17 protein-coding genes are annotated in these 17179 nt (G+C 63.0%); 4 read left to right on the forward strand and 13 right to left on the reverse strand.

Features of this window, described 5'->3' with window-relative positions; translation table 11 throughout:
- Positions 1–62 precede the first annotated feature (62 nt).
- Positions 63–641, forward strand: a complete 579-nt coding sequence (locus ACMGE0_RS08025; RefSeq protein ID WP_436815339.1) for a GNAT family N-acetyltransferase — start codon at positions 63–65, stop codon at positions 639–641.
- 2 nt (positions 642–643) lie between these two features.
- Here the strand turns inward: ACMGE0_RS08025 and ACMGE0_RS08030 are convergent, their stop codons facing one another.
- Together ACMGE0_RS08030 and ACMGE0_RS08035 are read right to left on the reverse strand one after the other, a co-directional pair.
- Positions 644–1306 (reverse strand): hypothetical protein, encoded by a 663-nt coding sequence (locus tag ACMGE0_RS08030; RefSeq protein WP_436815340.1) that lies wholly within the window; start codon positions 1304–1306, stop codon positions 644–646.
- Position 1307: 1 nt separating this feature from the next.
- The gene (locus tag ACMGE0_RS08035; protein ID WP_436815341.1) at positions 1308–1610 is read right to left on the reverse strand and encodes a DUF3572 domain-containing protein; all 303 of its coding nucleotides are present in this window, start codon (positions 1608–1610) and stop codon (positions 1308–1310) included.
- Positions 1611–1731: 121 nt separating this feature from the next.
- On the opposite strand from ACMGE0_RS08035, the gene ACMGE0_RS08040 reads away from it, so the two are divergent.
- Together ACMGE0_RS08040 and ACMGE0_RS08045 are read left to right on the forward strand one after the other, a co-directional pair.
- Positions 1732–2103: a response regulator gene (locus ACMGE0_RS08040; protein ID WP_085423079.1), complete on the forward strand. Its 372-nt coding sequence runs from the start codon at positions 1732–1734 to the stop codon at positions 2101–2103.
- 16 nt (positions 2104–2119) lie between these two features.
- Positions 2120–3490, forward strand: coding sequence for a PleD family two-component system response regulator (locus tag ACMGE0_RS08045; RefSeq protein WP_436815512.1), 1371 nt, complete (start codon positions 2120–2122; stop codon positions 3488–3490).
- Between the two features lie 777 nt (positions 3491–4267).
- Here ACMGE0_RS08045 and rpmG read toward each other — a convergent pair.
- The 6 genes from rpmG to topA all read right to left on the reverse strand — a co-directional run bounded on the left by rpmG (position 4268) and on the right by topA (position 11896).
- Complete coding sequence (rpmG, locus tag ACMGE0_RS08050; protein WP_003587245.1) at positions 4268–4435, reverse strand: 50S ribosomal protein L33; 168 nt, start codon at positions 4433–4435, stop codon at positions 4268–4270.
- Positions 4436–4525: 90 nt separating this feature from the next.
- Positions 4526–5710, reverse strand: coding sequence for an MFS transporter (locus ACMGE0_RS08055; RefSeq protein WP_436815342.1), 1185 nt, complete (start codon positions 5708–5710; stop codon positions 4526–4528).
- Positions 5711–5720: 10 nt separating this feature from the next.
- Complete coding sequence (locus ACMGE0_RS08060; protein ID WP_436815343.1) at positions 5721–6407, reverse strand: NUDIX hydrolase; 687 nt, start codon at positions 6405–6407, stop codon at positions 5721–5723.
- Positions 6404–6865, reverse strand: a complete 462-nt coding sequence (locus ACMGE0_RS08065) for a DUF983 domain-containing protein (RefSeq protein ID WP_436815344.1) — start codon at positions 6863–6865, stop codon at positions 6404–6406. Before ACMGE0_RS08065 ends, ACMGE0_RS08060 begins: the two co-directional genes overlap by 4 nt.
- A gap of 1 nt (position 6866) precedes the next feature.
- The gene (rnr, locus tag ACMGE0_RS08070; protein WP_436815345.1) at positions 6867–9230 is read right to left on the reverse strand and encodes a ribonuclease R; all 2364 of its coding nucleotides are present in this window, start codon (positions 9228–9230) and stop codon (positions 6867–6869) included.
- Complete coding sequence (gene topA, locus ACMGE0_RS08075; protein WP_436815346.1) at positions 9227–11896, reverse strand: type I DNA topoisomerase; 2670 nt, start codon at positions 11894–11896, stop codon at positions 9227–9229. Before topA ends, rnr begins: the two co-directional genes overlap by 4 nt.
- Positions 11897–12142: 246 nt before the next feature.
- Here topA and ACMGE0_RS08080 point away from each other — a divergent pair, with 246 nt between their 5' ends.
- Positions 12143–12361 carry a hypothetical protein gene (locus tag ACMGE0_RS08080; RefSeq protein ID WP_436815347.1) on the forward strand — a complete coding sequence of 73 codons (219 nt, stop codon included), beginning with the start codon at positions 12143–12145 and terminating at the stop codon, positions 12359–12361.
- A 5-nt stretch (positions 12362–12366) separates the two neighbouring features.
- Here the strand turns inward: ACMGE0_RS08080 and ACMGE0_RS08085 are convergent, their stop codons facing one another.
- From ACMGE0_RS08085 to ACMGE0_RS08105, 5 genes are all read right to left on the reverse strand, one after another.
- On the reverse strand, positions 12367–12960 hold the full coding sequence (locus tag ACMGE0_RS08085; protein WP_436815348.1) for an SCO family protein: 594 nt from the start codon (positions 12958–12960) through the stop codon (positions 12367–12369).
- Positions 12961–13029: 69 nt separating this feature from the next.
- Complete coding sequence (gene dprA / locus ACMGE0_RS08090; protein WP_436815349.1) at positions 13030–14169, reverse strand: DNA-processing protein DprA; 1140 nt, start codon at positions 14167–14169, stop codon at positions 13030–13032.
- A 13-nt stretch (positions 14170–14182) separates the two neighbouring features.
- Positions 14183–14800, reverse strand: coding sequence for a glycerol-3-phosphate 1-O-acyltransferase PlsY (plsY, locus tag ACMGE0_RS08095; protein WP_436815350.1), 618 nt, complete (start codon positions 14798–14800; stop codon positions 14183–14185).
- Positions 14801–14812: 12 nt separating this feature from the next.
- Complete coding sequence (locus ACMGE0_RS08100) at positions 14813–16099, reverse strand: dihydroorotase (RefSeq protein ID WP_436815351.1); 1287 nt, start codon at positions 16097–16099, stop codon at positions 14813–14815.
- On the reverse strand, positions 16096–17037 hold the full coding sequence (locus ACMGE0_RS08105) for an aspartate carbamoyltransferase catalytic subunit (RefSeq protein WP_105386027.1): 942 nt from the start codon (positions 17035–17037) through the stop codon (positions 16096–16098). The genes ACMGE0_RS08100 and ACMGE0_RS08105 overlap by 4 nt, the downstream gene beginning before the upstream one ends.
- Between the last annotated feature and the right edge of the window lie 142 nt (positions 17038–17179).

Here is a 17179-nt window from a genome sequence, read left to right on the forward strand (position 1 = left end):
AAGGTTGAACATCGCAACAATAGGCCGTAAGCTTGCGAGTCTCAAGAGATAAGCGAGCCGGTATGGACGTCTTCTCAGCCTATCCACTGACGCCCGACAGATGGGACGATTTCGTGACGCTCTTCGGGCCGAACGGCGCCTGTTACGGCTGTTGGTGCACCTATTTCCGGATGCCGGCCCCGGAGCGGAAGGTTCTCGATGGAGCGGCGAAGAAGGAATTCATTCACACGCGGATCGAGCATGGGCCGCCGCCCGGCGTGCTGGGCTATATCGGTGAGCAGCCGGCCGCCTGGGTGCAGGTGGGGCCGCGCGCCGACGTTCCGCGGTGGAATTCGCCGCGCACCGTGTCGCGACCGCTGGACCCGGCCGATGCGGAGGACCCGTCGGTCTGGGCCGTGAGCTGCTTCTTCATCGGCAGCCATTATCGCGGGAAGGGCAACAGTCATCGGATCCTGGACGCTGCAGTCCGTTTTGCCCGGGAGAGCGGCGCGCGCATCCTCGAAAGCTGTCCCATGGAGCAGGCGAAGACGTCGAAATCGCTCGGCCTTTATGTCGGCTCGATGAGAGTGTTCGAGGCAGCCGGTTTTGCCGAAGTCGCGCGGCGGAAAGAGGGCCGGCCTCTGATGCGGCTGACGCTCTGACCTCAGGCGGCTTGTTGCCGGATATGCGCGCGGATCAGTTCGGCGGCATGCGGCCAGTCGGTCGCCCGCGCGATGTCGTCGGCGGGTTTCGGCGCAAGCAGGTGCAAGGGCGAGTCGGGCATCATATGCAGGAGCAGGGAGCGAGAAACATGATCCCTTACCGAATGGAGATTATGCGCCATATCGTCGATGAAGACCGAAGGCAGAGGGCGGCCCGCATGCAGACGGTGCATGATCGGTCCTTTCGGTTCTTCGCTGGCAATCAGCGGGAAGGGCAGCCCCAGCCGGTCCAGCAGACGGCGGCGCTGCTCCCGATAACGCGGCGGCATCGCGGTGAGGAAGACGACATCAGCTTCGCCGGAAAGACGCTCGAGGGTCTGGACGACGAGATCGAACGGAAGCTGCCAGTTCTCCTGCAATTCGAAAAAGGTCTCGATCAACCGCCGGACGTCCATCGGTTCAAGCGCAACCTGAGTCTCGATGGAAACGATATTGCCGGTGAGGCGGAAGGAGCGGGGCAGGAGCTCGTGGCCTTCTCCGCGCAGGAAGTCCTGGAAGGGCGCTACGAAATGCAGCACCACGTCGTCGACGTCGCAGACGACGAGCGGCCGGTCGCCGAGGCGGATATGGGAGAGATCGGTGGAGAGCGCGAGGATGTCGGTCATGTCAAAACTCGCCGGAAACGGGGCCGGAGTAGTGGAGCCAGGCGGCGGCCAAGGCTTCCGGCTTGGTGCCGGTCGCCTCGCAGAAGGCAAGCAGCGTCGGCTCGTGCCCCATCAGGAAGTCGATCATTCCGGCGAGAAAACCCGGATCGTTCACCGCGCCGCGCAACTGGTTTGCCTGCAGGCCGGACAGCGCCAGGAAACGGCCAAGCATATCCGGTTCGTTGGCAAGCCAGCCGAGAATGGCGGCTGCCGTTTCTTCTGCATCGGCCGAATTGCGTCGATTGTATTCAGGTTCTCGCGGCATTGTCTGTCAAGTTACCTATTTTTCAACTAAATGGCCTTACCGTGGCTAAACGGGGGCTCTGTGGAAACGACCGTTCCGAGAGCTTATATACCTAAGGCACACTTGCAAGGAACGGATAGCCATGCCCAAACGGGTGATGATTGTCGAGGACAATGAGCTGAACATGAAGCTCTTCCGCGACCTGATCGAAGCATCCGGTTACGACACGATCCAGACCCGCAACGGGATGGAAGCGCTCGATCTTGCCCGCAAGCATCGCCCCGACCTCATCCTCATGGATATCCAGCTTCCGGAAGTTTCCGGCCTCGAAGTCACCAAATGGCTCAAGGAAGACGACGAGCTGCACATCATTCCGGTGATCGCAGTAACCGCCTTCGCCATGAAGGGAGACGAGGAGCGCATCCGCCAGGGCGGTTGCGAAGCCTATGTCTCCAAGCCCATCTCGGTGCCGAAGTTCATCGAGACGATCAAGACCTATCTGGGTGACGCATGAGATCGGGGCGGACGTCATGACGGCGCGCATATTGGTGGTCGACGATATTCCGGCGAATGTGAAGCTGCTCGAAGCCCGGCTTCTCGCGGAATATTTCGACGTGCTGACGGCCGATGACGGTTACAAGGCACTTGCGATCTGCGACAGCACCCATGTGGACCTGATCCTGCTCGACATCATGATGCCGGGACTCGACGGGTTCGAGGTCTGCGAAAGGCTGAAGGCCAATCCCCGCACCGCCCACATCCCGGTCGTCATCGTCACCGCGCTCGATCAGCCTTCCGATCGCGTGCGCGGTCTGAAAGCCGGTGCCGACGATTTCCTCACCAAGCCGGTCAACGACCTGCAACTCATCTCGCGGGTGAAGAGCCTTGTGCGGCTGAAGGCGCTGAGCGACGAACTGCGCATCCGCGCCGATACCGCGAACAATATCGCGCTCGAAGACATGCTGAAAGGGACGGATGGGCGCGACGAGGCGGCCCAGGTCCTGCTCGTCGACGGGCGCGCGAGTTCGCAGGAGCGCATCATCAAGGCGCTGAAGCCGATCGCCGAGGTGATCGCCATGTCGGACCCGCAGGCCGCACTTTTCGAGGCGGCCGAAAATCCGGTCGACCTGGTGATCGTCAATGCCAATTTCGACGAATACGATCCCTTGCGCCTCTGCTCGCAGCTTCGCTCGCTGGAACGCACGCGCTTCCTGCCGTTGCTTCTGGTGACCGATCTCGGGGCCGACGACGTCATCGTCCGGGCGCTCGAACTCGGCGTCAACGACTACATCATCCGGCCGATTGATCCGAACGAGCTTGTCGCCCGCGTGCTCACCCAGATCAAGCGCAAGCGCTATAACGACCGTCTGAGGACAAGCGTCCAACAGACGATCGAGCTTGCCGTGACCGACGGCTTGACCGGCCTCAACAACCGGCGTTATCTCGACAATCACCTCAAGGTGCTGTTCAACCGCGCCGCCGCACGCTCCCGGCCTTTGTCGGTCTGTATCACCGATATCGATCGCTTCAAGTCGGTCAACGATACCTACGGGCATGATGCGGGCGACGAAGTGCTGAAGGAGTTCGCGGCCCGCATCCGCTCGACGGTAAGGGGGGCGGACCTCGCCTGCCGCTATGGCGGCGAGGAATTCGTCGTCGTCATGCCCGATACGGATGCCGCTGCGGCCGCCGCGATCGCCGAACGCCTGCGCGGCATCATCGAGAGCCAGCCCTTCGCGCTGAAGGCGGCGGGTCTCATGCTCAACATCACAGCCTCGCTCGGCATCGCTTGCAATACTTACGGTGCCGAAACCCCGGAGCAACTGCTGAAGCAGGCCGATCGCGCGCTCTACGAAGCCAAGAACGGCGGGCGCAACAGGGTCGTCGCAGCCGCGGCCTGAGAGGCGCTCGCAGCCGCGGGATAGCGTCCGGTCACTCGAGGCGGAGAAGCGCTGTGGAAAAAAGTTTCCGATCCTTGATTACTGGCTGCCGGCGCTCATTTTTTGCAGGTGCGAATTAGTGAAAGAACTTTTATGAACAGTGGTCGGAAAATTCTGCTGCTGCAGTGCATTCAAGAAATTTCAAATGTATCCTGCGGCGCTTTAGATCATCTGCTGGAGAATAGCTGAGCCGATCAGCATTCAACTTTTCGCATGGCGGAAGGCGAAAGGCAGTCGTCTCGCAAGTTATTCTTGAATACAGCGAAATGTTCCAAGAATTTAAGCAAATGTAAAAATATGATATTCTTGGGGTAACTTTCGGCCTGTATGGAGAAAGCGGGAGGGGCGCGATTTCCCGTTGCGAATTTTAACCAACAACCAAAATAGATCGCAGCCGGATTAAGAATCTGTTGATTTTCTTTTTGTTTTGCGCAATTTTGAGGCCAACGAAGGTGTAGGTCCTGAAAAGGGCAGCCATACCCCATGATGCTCAGGTCCGCCGCATCTCCTGGGTCGTGGGGTCGGTCGACCGGCAGGCATGCCAAAGCGGTTCCTCGTGCCGTGATTGCAGGCTGGTCGACCCCCGTTTCAAAGGCGCCGCATCCTGAGAAGGAGCGGCGCTTTTTTCGTTCCGGGCGGCCAGCGTTATTTTAGATCACACGATTCCGGGAAAAAGGCAAAAAGAAAAGGCGCCCGACCTGGTCGATAGGCGCCCTTCGATAACCTCGGGATCAAGGCTTACTTGATCTTGGTTTCCTTGAACTCGACGTGCTTCTTGGCAATCGGGTCGTACTTGGTCTTCGTCATCTTGTCCGTCATCGTGCGGCTGTTCTTCGTCGTGACGTAGAAGAAACCGGTGTCAGCCGTCGACAGCAGCTTGATCTTGATGGTCGTAGCTTTCGCCATGGTCGTTCTGCCTCTGAGAAAAATGAAGCCGTGGACGCGGGTAGGTCCACGGCGAAATCTGGCGCGAAATTACAAATCGCGCCCGAAAAGTCAACTCCGTTTTGACTGGAAAAGCAAACGGCAGACGGAAACCAGCACGTAAAAGCCGAAGAATGCGGCTAGCGCCCAGGCAAAACCGTCATTGCCGGCGATGTCGATCGCGGCACCGATGCCCTGCGGGCCGGCCACCGTGCCGACGGCATAACAGAAGATGAAGGCGGCATTGGCGGCAACCAGATCCGGACCGCTGAGGCGCGATCCGAGATGGGCCAGGCCCACCGTGTAGAGGCCGGAGACGCATCCGCCCCAGAAGAACAGGACCACCGCCATCATCATCCAGTTCTGGATGAGAAGGGGCAGCGCCAGCGAGCCCAGGACGCCGAGGACCGCCATGGCGGTCAGGAGCGGCCGCCGGTCGCGCAGCCGGTCAGAGTAGAGGCCGAGCGGGATCTGGAAAGCCATGTTGCCGATGCCCATCACCGTGAGCAGCACGGCTGCCTGAGCTTCGCTGAGCTGCTCGCGAAGCGCATAGATCGGGAAGAGGGAAAGGCCGCCCGCCGACACCGCGCCGAAGGCGAAGACCGCCGCCGTCGCGGTCGGCACCAGGAAGATGTAATGGAAGAAATGCCGTTCCGGCTTGGTGTCGAGCACGGGGCTTTCGTGCCGCGCGATGAAGATCGGGATAACCGCGAGCAGGATGATGCCGGCCCCGACCAGGAAGGGCAGGATGCCCTCGCTGCCGAGGGCTGAAAAAAGCAGGGGCCCGATGGCGAAGCCGATCGCCAGAACGGTGGCATAGATGCCGAGTACGAGGCCGCGGCGCCGTGGCGGCGCTGCTTCGTTGATCCAGAACTCCGATAGGATGAAGAGCGTCGTCGTCGCGCCATGGAAGGTGAAGCGCAGCGGAAACCACATCCAGAAGGCGTCCGCATAGTAAAAGCCGATGGCGCTCAGGGCCGCGACCAGCACGGCGAACATCATGGTTTTCGCCACGCCGTAGTCATGCGCAAGCTTGGTGGTGACGGGCGCCGCGAGCATGGAGGCGATGCCGGCCATGGCCGCGTTCAGGCCGATCAGGGTGGAGGGGATGCCGCGCTTTTCCAGGATAATGCTAAGGAGAGGCAGGCCGAGGCCGATAGCGATGCCGACCGCGCTGATGGCGGAGATGGCGGCGATCAGCGATGGCCAGTGGATCTCCTCGACATGGCCGTTGGCGTCGGTCGTCGGCTGTGGCATTCAGTGTTCCTTACAGTCGGCTGCGGACGAAGCGTCCGTGACGCATGAAGTAGAAGGATACCGGAGTTCCGAACGGTAAAGACGGATCGGCTGACATCAGGTTTTGCACGTCCTCCAATACCGCCTGCGTGATGCGCGGGAGTTTCAGACCGGAAAGCTCGGCAATGTCAAGCCAGCGCACGTCCTGAAGCTCGCTGGAATCGCCCAAATGCGTCATGTCGAAAGGTGTTTCATCCGAAAAGGCGAGGAAGAAGCGGGTATCGTAGCGCCGCACGTTGCCCGGCGGCGTGATCGCGCGGGCGACATAGCGCAGCCGGGAAAGATCGGCGGAGGTAGCGCCGGCAAGCCCGGTCTCTTCGCGGAGTTCCCTGAGTGCCGCGAGCGCAAGCGCACGTGCGCGGCTTGGCGTCATGCGGGACGAGGCACCGGAAAGCAGCTTTTCAAGGACCAGCGGATCGAGATCGGCCCCGAAGGGGAGAGCGTGGTCGCGGGCATCGCGCCGCCCGCCAGGAAAGACGTAGACGTCAGGCATGAAGACATGGCCGCTGCCGCGCCGGCCCATCAGCACGCGGGGGCTTTTCGTAGAGCGGTCGATCAGGATCAGCGATGCCGCATCCTTGGGCTTCACGCCCGCAATCCGCGCGTGTTTTGGCGCGTCCATGGCGGACGGCACATGTTCCTCGGTGGAGGAAATCATGCGGACGGCCCGCCCCTGCGGGAATCAGTGCCGGGATCGACCGTCTCGTCGTCGTGACCGCCGAAGCCGTGCATCTTCAGCGCCCATTGCAGGCCGATGACGCCGCCCTTGATCGGCTGGATGGTCAGAAGCGCGGCGAGAATCGCAAGCGGCACCCAGATGGCAAGGTGCACCCAGGGGGAAACGCGCAAGACCATGTCGGTCAGCATATAGCCGGTCATAAGCACGTGGCCGACGACGACGATGACGAGATAGGCCGGCAGGTCGTCGGCTCGATGGTGAAACATGTCCTCGCCGCAAACGGAGCAGGCGTCGACCGGCTTCAGGAAGGCCCGGAACAGATGGCCCGTGCCGCAATTGGGGCAGCGGCCGAGCATCCCCCGCTGAATGGAGCGCCCGAGCGGCCGTTCGGCCTCCTGGGCACCGCCATACCGGACCGCCTGTTCGCTCTTCTGCATCCTATCTCCTTCGCCCGCGCGGCGGCCGTGTGCCGGGCTTTGCCCGGCCGGTGGATCGGTCGCGCCTCCCGGACTTATGGAAGGAGCGGATCGCCGTCGGCAGCTTCTTGCCTTCGCTCAGCATCTCGAATCGCAGCGCGCCTGCAAGCGGGATCGCTTCCGCAAGCCGCACGTCGACCGTATCGCCGAGCTGATAGCCGAGGCCGGTCTTCTCTCCGGAGAGCGCCTGATGCGCCTCGTCGTAGATGAAGTAGTCGTTGCCGAGCGTGGATATAGGGACGAAACCGTCCGCGCCATAGGTCGGAAGCGAAACAAATAGTCCTGCCTTGGTGACGCCGGAGACGCGGCCCTCGAATTCTTCGCCGATTCGCGCCGAAAGATGGTGAGCGATGAGGCGGTTTATCGTATCGCGCTCGGCCGCCATGGCGCGCCGCTCGAAGGTGGAGATTTCCGCGGCGATATCATCGAGCTGCGCCTCTTCTTCCGCGCTGATGCCGCCTTCGCCGAGCCCCAGCGAGCCGACGAGCGCGCGATGCACGATCAGGTCCGCATAGCGGCGGATCGGCGAGGTGAAATGCGCGTATTTCATCAGGTTGAGGCCGAAATGACCGATATTCTCGGGACTGTAGATCGCCTGGCTCTGCGAGCGCAGCACCATTTCGTTGACCATCGTCTGATGCGGCGTGTCCTCGGCCCTGGCGAGGATGCCGTTGAAGGAATTGGCGCGCACCTGGCCGCCCTTGGCCATGGAGATGCCGAGCGTCGCCAGGAATTCGCGCAGGCTCTCCTGCTTGGCGAGCGAGGGGGCGTCGTGGATGCGGTAGACGAGCGGCTGGCGCTTCTTCTCCAGTGTTTCGGCGGCGGCGACATTCGCCTGGATCATCATCTCTTCGATGAGCTTGTGGGCGTCGAGCCGTTCCGGCACGAAGACGCGATCGACCGTGCCGTCTGGTTTCAAGACGATCTTGCGCTCCGGCATGTCGAGTTCGAGCGGCTGGCGGCGGTCGCGACCGCGCTTCAGCACGGAATAGGCATGCCAGAGCGGTTTCAGGATCGGTTCGAGGAGCGGGCCGGTCTTGTCGTCCGACTTGCCGTCGATCGCGGCCTGGGCTTGTTGATAGGAGAGCTTGGCGGCGCTCTTCATCATGATGCGATGGAAGGTGTGGCCCGCTTTGCGGCCTTCCTTCGAGAACACCATGCGCACGGCGATCGCCGGCCGGTCCTCGCCTTCGCGCAGCGAGCAGAGGTCGTTGGAGATGCGCTCCGGCAGCATCGGCACGACGCGGTCGGGAAAATAGACGGAGTTGCCGCGTTTCAACGCCTCGCGGTCGAGAGGCGAGCCGGCCCGTACGTACCAGGAGACGTCGGCGATCGCCACGGTGACGATCACGCCGTCCGGATTGTCTGGCGAGGGGTCGGGCTCGGCATAGACGGCGTCGTCGTGATCCTTGGCGTCGGCCGGGTCGATGGTGATGAGCGGCAGGTCGCGCCAGTCTTCGCGTTTCGACATGGTGGCGGGCTTGGCCGCTTCTGCCTCGTCGAGCACGGGTTTCGGAAAAATGTGCGGAATGCCATGGGCATAGATGGCGATCATCGAGATCGCCTTTTCCGAGGCGACCGATCCGATGACCGAGAGAACGCGGGCACGCGACAGGCCGAAACGGCTGGGGCGGGCGACTTCCGTCTCGACCAGGTCGCCGTCCTTCGCCTCGCCGAGATCCTCGCGCTCGATGACCATTTCCTCGCCGCGCCGATCAACCGGCAGCAGGCGGATTTCGCCGTCCGCAAGCTTTTTGACGACGCCGAGCGAGGCATTGCTGCGGCGGTCGAGGAGCTTGATGACCCGAGCCGTATAGGCGGGGCCGGCCCGGTCCTTGTTCGGGAAGATTTTTGCAAGCACCCGGTCGTTCAAACCCGCAGCCGGCGTCTTGCCCTTACCGCGGTTTTCCGACGGCTGGCGGATGAGCACGGCCGGTGCAACGCCCTGTTCGTCCGGCCATTCCGCCGGGCGGCCGATGAGGTCGCCGTCCTTGTCGCGGGTGGTGATGTCGAGCACGGTGACCGGCGGCAGGGCGCCGGGGCGCGTCAGCGACTTGCGGCTCTTGGTGAGGAGACCTTCCTCCTCCAGCGTCCTCAGCAGGTCCTTGAGCTCGACGCGGGTCTCGCCTTTGAGCCCGAAGGCCTTGGCGATCTCCCGCTTCGAGGCGCGGTCGGGATTGTCGGCAATGAATTCGAGCAGGACCTCGCGCGGCGGCACGGCACCGTGGATGATGACCGGTGTCTCGCCCGTCGAAGAGGCTTTCCCGCGGACGGTTCTGTCCGGGCGTCTGCCCGAAGGCCTCGATCTGTCGCGCGGTTCTCTCACGTGCCCGTCTTCTTCGCCCTTGGTGCGGCTGTCTTCTTTGCCGTAGCCTTGACTGCCGTCTTGGCCTTGGGAGCGGCCTTTTTTGTGTCGCCGCTGGCTTTGGCCGCTGCTTTCTTTGGCTTCGCCTTGCCGGAGGAGGCCTTGCCGCCCTTCTCGACGATGAGCGCGATCGCCTGTTCCATCGTCACCGATTGTGGATCCATGCCTTTCGGCAGCGTCGCATTGACCTTCCCCCAGTTGACGTAAGGCCCGTAACGGCCGTCGCGCACGGTGACGGTGCCGCCGTCCGGATGATCGCCCAGTTCCTTCAGCGCCGCGGGCGTGCCGCGGGTCCGGCCGTTCGCGCCGTTCTTGCTCTGCTTTTCGGCAAGCACGGTGACGGCGCGGTTGAGGCCGATCGTGAATACGTCCTCGACCGATTCCAGGTTCGCATAGGTCCCGTCATGCAGCACGAACGGGCCGTAGCGGCCGATGCCGGTCGAGATCATCTTGCCGGTTTCCGGATGCTTGCCCACGTCGCGCGGCAGGCTGATCAGCGCCAGCGCCTTCTCGTAGTCGATATCTTCGGGCTTCCAGCCCTTCGGCAGCGAGGCGCGCTTGGCATCCTTGCCGTCGCCGCGCTGGATATAGGGCCCGAAACGCCCCGAGCGCAGGGTCAGCGGCTCGCCGGTATGCGGATCGTTGCCGAGCGCCTTCGGTTCGTTGAGGCCATTCGCTTCCGCCTCCGTGCCGCCTTCGGAGGAAAGCTGGCGGGTGTAGTTGCACTCCGGATAGTTCGAGCAGCCGACGAAGGCGCCGTATTTGCCGAGCTTCAGCGAAAGCTGGCCGGTGCCGCAGACCTGGCAGATGCGCGGATCGCTGCCGTCGTCCCGTTTCGGGAAGACGAGCGGGGCCAGCGCCTCGTTCAGCGCATCGAGCACATTGGTGACGCGCAGCTCCTTGGTATCCTCGATCTGGCTGAAGAAATCCTGCCAGAACTCTCGAAGCACCTGCTTCCAGTCGAGCTCGCCGGCGGAGATTTTGTCGAGCTTTTCTTCGAGATCGGCGGTGAAATCGTATTCCACGTATTTCGTGAAGAAGCTTTCGAGGAAGGCGGTCACCAGCCGGCCCTTGGCTTCCGGCACGAGCTTGCGCTTGTCGATCGTCACGTATTCGCGGTCGCGCAGCGTCGTGAGCGTCGCGGCATAGGTGGAGGGGCGGCCGATGCCGAGTTCTTCCATCTTCTTGATCAGCGAGGCTTCCGAATAACGCGGCGGCGGTTCGGTGAAATGCTGGCTCGCATCCACCTTGCGCTTGTCGAGCTTTTCGCGCGCGTTGATCTCGGGAAGGCGGCCATCCTCCTCGTCATCCTCGGTTTTGTCGGCATCCTCGCGGCTGTCGACATAAGCGCCGAGGAAGCCGTCGAAGCGGATGACGGAACCGACGGCGCGGAGGCCCGCCTTCTGGCCGTTATTGTCGGCGAGGATGTCGACCGTGGTGCGTTCGATCTCGGCCGACGCCATCTGGCTCGCGATGCCGCGCTTCCAGATGATCTCGTAGAGGCGAGCCTGATCGGCGTCGAGATAGCGGCGCACCTTGTCAGGCGACCGATTGAAGTCGGTCGGCCGGATCGCTTCGTGGGCCTCCTGGGCATTCTTCGCCTTGGTGGAGTAGAAGCGCGCCTTTTCCGGCAGGTAGCGTTCGCCGAACTGGTCGGCAATGGCGTGGCGGGCGGCCTCGATCGCTTCCGGGGCCATCTGCACGCCGTCCGTACGCATATAGGTGATGAGGCCGACCGTCTCGCCGCCGATATCGACGCCTTCGTAGAGCTTCTGCGCCACCTGCATGGTGCGCGACGCGTTGAAGCCGAGATTGGAGGACGCGGCCTGCTGCAGGGTGGACGTGGTGAAGGGCGGGCCGGGATTGCGCTTGACGGGTTTCGCCTCGACCGACTCCACCACATAGGCCGCGCCGTCGAGCAGCGCCTTCAACCGGTTGGCGTCGTCGCCGGTTTTGATGCCTCGGGGCGGCAAGCGCTTGCCGTCGGCCGAAACGAGGCGCGCCTCGAAGTCGTCGCCGCGCGGCGTGCGGAGCAGCGCCGAGAGGTTCCAGTATTCTTCCGAGACGAAGCGCTCGATCTCCGACTCGCGGTCGCAGACGAGCCTGAGCGCAACCGACTGCACGCGGCCGGCGGAGCGGGCGCCCGGCAGCTTGCGCCAGAGCACCGGCGACAGGTTGAAGCCGACGAGATAATCGAGCGCGCGGCGGGCAAGATAGGCATCCACCAGCGGCACGTCGATATCGCGCGGACTGGCCATGGCGTCGAGCACGGCCTTCTTGGTGATGGCGTTGAAGACGACGCGCTTGACCGGCTTGTCGCCGAGAACCCGCCGCTTCTTCAAAAGATCGAGCACGTGCCAGGAGATCGCTTCGCCTTCGCGATCCGGGTCGGTGGCGAGGAAGAGCCCGTCCGAGCCCTTCACGGCATCGGCAATGTCCTTGATGCGCTTCTGGGACGCGCTGTCGACCTCCCAGGACATTTCAAAATCCTGGTCGGGAAGTACCGACCCATCCTTGGCCGGAAGATCGCGCACATGGCCGAACGAGGCGAGAACCTTGTAGCCGGCGCCGAGATATTTGTTGATTGTCTTGGCCTTGGCTGGAGATTCTACTACGACAACATTCATCTTGCTTCTCTGAAATAGAGGCTTGGCCCGGTACCTTTGCAGTCCAGGCGGAAATCTGACCTCCCGACATGGAGGGCGTTTGCGCCGCGGTCAAGGGGCATCCACCAAATTCTAGCGCACAACGCAATACAACCTAAAGAAGATTTGCAATTGGTTGCAATCATAAATAAATGCGATATGGTTCATCGCATACCCCCAATAAGCATATATCCGACTCGCGGTCGCAATTTTCGGCAGGAATGGAATATGGTCCCTCAGGATGAGATGAACGGCCGGCGCGAGGACAATACCAGGGAAAACATCGCCTATATAAGGCAAATGCTCGGCGAGCTGCGGCAGGTTGCATTGGGCGAGGGGGCGGACATGCTCTGCTACCTGATCGAGATGGCTTATGTGGAGGCGGGGGACGTGCAGGCGGGTAGGCGCCCGCGCTCGCTCTCTCCTCGCGGCCCGATCAATTCCTGAGACGGTCAGGATTGCTTGAGGAGAACCGTGCGGATTTTCTCCAGCGCCTCTTCCTGCTGCGTTCCATAGGGAATAAGGCCCTTCAGCCGGCCGTCGGCGCCGACGAGGAAGAGCGTCAGCGTGTGATCCATGCTGTATCCGCCGCTGCCGTCCGGCACCTTTTCCGCATGCACCCGCCAGCCGTCGACGACCTTGCGCATTTCGGCCGGATCGCCGGTGAAGCCGGTGATGCGGTCGGTGAAGGCCGTCACATAACCGTTCACGGCATCCTGGCTGTCCCGCTCCGGATCGATCGTGAAGAAATAACCTTTCAGGGCCTTGCCTTCTTCTCCCAGCTGGTCGAAGAAACCCGCCATTTCATAAAGCGTGGTCGGGCAGGCGACCGGGCAGTGGGTATAGCCGAAATAAACGAGCGACGGCTGGCCGTGGAAGACGCTCCGGTCCGCCGGGCGTCCGAGGTGATCGACGAGCGAGAATTCGGCGCTGAACGGGCCGGTCCGGGGCTCGCTGGCATAGATCCAGCCCATCAGGCCGGAAAGCGAGAGCAGGGTGGCCGCGGCAAGGCCGGTGGCGATGATGGCGAGACGATTGCGGAACATCGGGTTTTCCTCGCTTGATTGCGTGTCAGGCAATTAAGCGATGGTCTACGATCCGCTCAATGTGGCAATTCAACCCATCGCCAGCGACACCATGCCGCCCGGATGCCGGTGCAGCCGCCCGGCGAGATCGAGTTCCAGCAGGATGAGATAGACGGAAGAGGCGGAAAGCCCGGTATGGCGGATGATGTCGTCGATATCGGCGGGTGTCGGGCCGAGCGCCGAGACGATCTTCGCCCGGTCGTCGTCATTGGGCGGCAGCAGGTCGCCGGTCTTTTCCGGCTCTTCCACGACCGGGCCTGCGAACAGATCGAGTTGTGAAAGCGGCGCGAGCGCTTCGATGACGTCGGCCGAGCCGGTGGTGACGATCGCGCCCTGTTTGAGAAGGCCGTTGGTGCCGTGGCAGCGCGGATCGAGCGGCGAGCCGGGAACAGCGAAGACCAGCCGGCCGAAATCGGCGGCCATGCGCGCCGTGATCAGCGAGCCGGAGCGCTCCGCCGCTTCCACCACCACGACGCCCAGCGAAATGCCCGATATCAGTCGGTTGCGGCGGGGGAAATCCCGCGCTCTCGGTTCCCATCCGAAGGGCATTTCGCTGACCGCAAGGCCGGCGCCATCGGTGATCTCGTCAAGCAGAGGAACATTTTCCGGAGGGTAGGGCTGATCGAGGCCTCCCGCGAGAACGGCGATCGTGCCTGTTTCCAGGCTGGCCCGGTGGGCGGCGGTGTCGATGCCGCGGGCAAGGCCGGATGTGACCGTATAGCCGGCGCGGCCGCAATCCCGCGCGATCATCGCCGCGAATTTGGCGCCGGCGATCGACGCGTTGCGGGAGCCGACGATTCCGACCGAGGGACGCGTGGCGGCGGAGAGATCGCCCTTGACGGCCAGCAGCGGCGGCGCGCCTTCGATCTGGCGCAGGGCCGGCGGATAGTCCGGCTCGCCGATGCCGACGAAGCGGGCGCCGTGGCGATGGGCGGCTTCGAGCTCCCGTTCCGCCTCTGCTACCGTTGCGATGCGAATGGCCCGCGTGGCGCCGCCGCGGGCGGAAAGTTCCGGCAGCATAGCAAGCGCGTTTTCGGCCGAGCCGCAATGGTTGATGAGGTCTCTGAATGTGGCGGGACCGACATTGTCGGAACGGATCAGCCTCAGCCAGGCGATCCTCTGCCTTTCCGTCAGCGCAATTCCCGTCCGCCTTGCGCTGCCGTCCGGCATGCCGACTGGTCCTTTATCCCTTTTGGCCGATCCTGCTCTCGGTTCCGGCGATCAGCCGCTCGATATTGGTCTTGTGCTTCCACCAGGAAATCGCGGTCATGATTGCCATGACAAGTGCGATCTTCGGTTCACCTATGAACCACAGCACAACCGGAATGACAAGCGTTGCAACCAGTGCGGACAGCGAGGAATATTTGCTGAGCTTGGCGACAGACAGCCAGACGAGCGCGAAGACAAGCACCATCCAGGGCGCGACGCCGAGCAGCATGCCGATATAGGTGGCGACGCCCTTGCCGCCCTTGAAGCCGAGCCACACTGGGAACAGGTGCCCCAGGAAGGCTGCGAAGCCGGCGATCAGGCCGGCCTCTTCGCCAAGGAAGTACCAGCCGATCAGTGCCGCGGCGGTGGCTTTCAGCGCATCGAGGAGCAGGGTGGCGGCGGCGAGCTTCTTGTTGCCGGTGCGCAGCACGTTGGTCGCGCCGATATTGCCCGAACCGATCGAGCGGATGTCGCCGAGGCCCGCGGCACGGGTGAGGATCAGTCCGAAGGGGATAGAGCCGAGCAGGTAACCGAAGACGAGCGCCGCAAGCGCGATGGGCAGGGTGATCTGCCAGTTGAAAAGCTCACTCACGCTTCTTCCCCATCAAAGCGAATGAACGCACTTGCCCGCCACATAGGTGGCGACGGCTCGGCCCGAAAAACGCGCATCCTCGAAGGGCGTGTTCTTTGAGCGGGACAAAAGCATATCCTTCGAAACGATCCAAGGCTCGTCGAGATCGATGAGCGTGATATCCGCCCTCGCGCCTGGCTTCAGCGTGCCGGCGTCGAGGCCGAATATCTGCGCCGGCCGGGTCGACATGGCGTCGATCAGGCGCATCAGCGGCACGCGGCCGTCGTGCTGCAGGCGGAGTGCCGCGGCAAGCATGGTCTCGAGCCCGATCGCACCGTCGGCGGCATCCGCAAAGGGCAGGCGCTTGGTGTCGACGTCCTGCGGATCATGCGAGGAGACGATGATGTCGATCGTGCCGTCGGCGACTGCATCGGCCATTGCCACGCGGTCGTCCTCGGAGCGCAGCGGCGGCGAGAGCTTGAAGAAGGTGCGGTACTCGCCGATGTCGTTCTCGTTGAGCGAGAGATGGTTGATCGACACGCCGCAGGTGACGTTGGCGCCGCGCGAGCGGGCAACGCGCATCGCTTCCGCCGATTCCGCCACGGAAATCTTGGCCGCATGGTATTTCGCCCGCGTCAGCCCGGCGATCCGGAGATCCCGTTCGAGCGGGATGATCTCGGCTTCCTTCGGCACGCCGGAAAGGCCGAGCCAGCTTGCGAAGAGGCCTTCGTTCATCACGCCGCTGCCGAGATATTTTTCGCGCAGTTCCAGCGAAATGACCGCATCGAATTCGCGGGCATAGGTCATGGCGCGGCGCAGGAGCAAGCTGTCGGAAAGGCCTCGCCGCCCGTTGGTGAAGGCGACCGCGCCGGATTGCTGCAGCAGGCCGATCTCGGTCATCTCCTCGCCGGCAAGCCCCTTGGTCAGCGCGGCTGCCGGATGGACGTTGACCACAGCCTTGTCGCGGGCGGTCTTCTGCACGAATTCGACGAGCGCGATGTCGTCCAGCACCGGATCGGTGTCCGGCATCATGATGAAGGAGGTGATGCCGCCGGCTGCTGCCGCGCGACTGGCCGATTCGATCGTCTCGCGGTGCTCCGCCCCCGGCTCCCCGACATAAACGCGGGCGTCGACGAGGCCCGGCGTCGCGACGAGGCCCTTGCAATCCCTGACCTTAGCGCCTTCCGGAGTTCCCTGGTTCTGCGCGTCCTTGCCGGCAGCGAGAATACGGCCGTCGTCGCCGATGACGATGGTACCGGTCTCGTCGAGATTGCGCGACGGATCGATGATGCGGAGGTTTTTCAGGACGGTCGCAGTCATGCGCGCTCTCCCTGGTTATGCGAGACGAGCAGCGCCTCCATCACGGCCATGCGCACGGCGACCCCCATTTCCACCTGTTGCTCGATGACGCTCTGCGGTCCGTCGGCCACCTCCGATGCGATCTCGACGCCGCGGTTCATCGGGCCGGGATGCATGACCAGCGCGTCTTCTTTCGCCGCCTTCAGCTTTTCGGCATCGAGGCCGTAGAAGCGGAAATATTCGCGCACCGACGGCACGAAGGCGCCGGCCATGCGCTCGCGCTGCAGGCGCAGCATCATCACCACGTCGGCGTCCTTCAGGCCTTCCTCCATGGAGTGGAAGACTTCGACGCCCATCTCGCGGATGCCGGAAGGAAGCAGCGTCGAAGGCGCAACCACCCTGACCCGGGCGCCCATGGCGTTAAGCAGCAGGATGTTGGAGCGGGCGACGCGCGAATGCAGCACGTCGCCGCAGATCGCCACGATGATGCGCGAGAGCTTGCCCTTGGCGCGGCGGATGGTCAGCGCGTCGAGCAGCGCCTGGGTCGGATGTTCGTGCTGGCCGTCGCCGGCATTGACGACCGAGCAGGCGACCTTCTGTGCGAGCAAGGCGGCCGCCCCGGCGGAGGAATGCCTGAGTACCAGCACGTCCGGCCGCATCGCGTTCAGCGTCATTGCCGTATCGATCAGCGTTTCGCCCTTCTTCACCGAGGAGTTGCCGACCGACATGTTCATCACGTCGGCGCCCAGACGCTTGCCGGCGAGCTCGAAGGAGGATTGCGTGCGGGTGGAAGCTTCGAAGAACAGGTTGATCTGCGTGAGACCTCTGAGGGTCGAGGTCTTTTTCTCCCGCTGCCGGGAAATCTTCACGGCCTCGTCGGCCTTATCGAGAAGAAAGGTGATGTCCTGTTCCGTGAGGCCCTTGATGCCGAGGAGATGGCGATGAGGGAAGAAGACCATAAGTCGTGTCTCCGCTTGCGTTCGGCGGTCTATAAGGTCTGGCGGAGAGACCCGCAAGCGGGCGCGGGCTTTATCTCACCGCTTGTTTTGCCGGACTTCGGCTGCGATGGTTTTTGATGCAGGCACGGCCTTTTGTTGAGAA

The sequence above is a fragment of the Neorhizobium descurainiae genome (assembly GCF_051400715.1).
In the GTDB taxonomy this organism is placed as follows: domain Bacteria; phylum Pseudomonadota; class Alphaproteobacteria; order Rhizobiales; family Rhizobiaceae; genus Neorhizobium.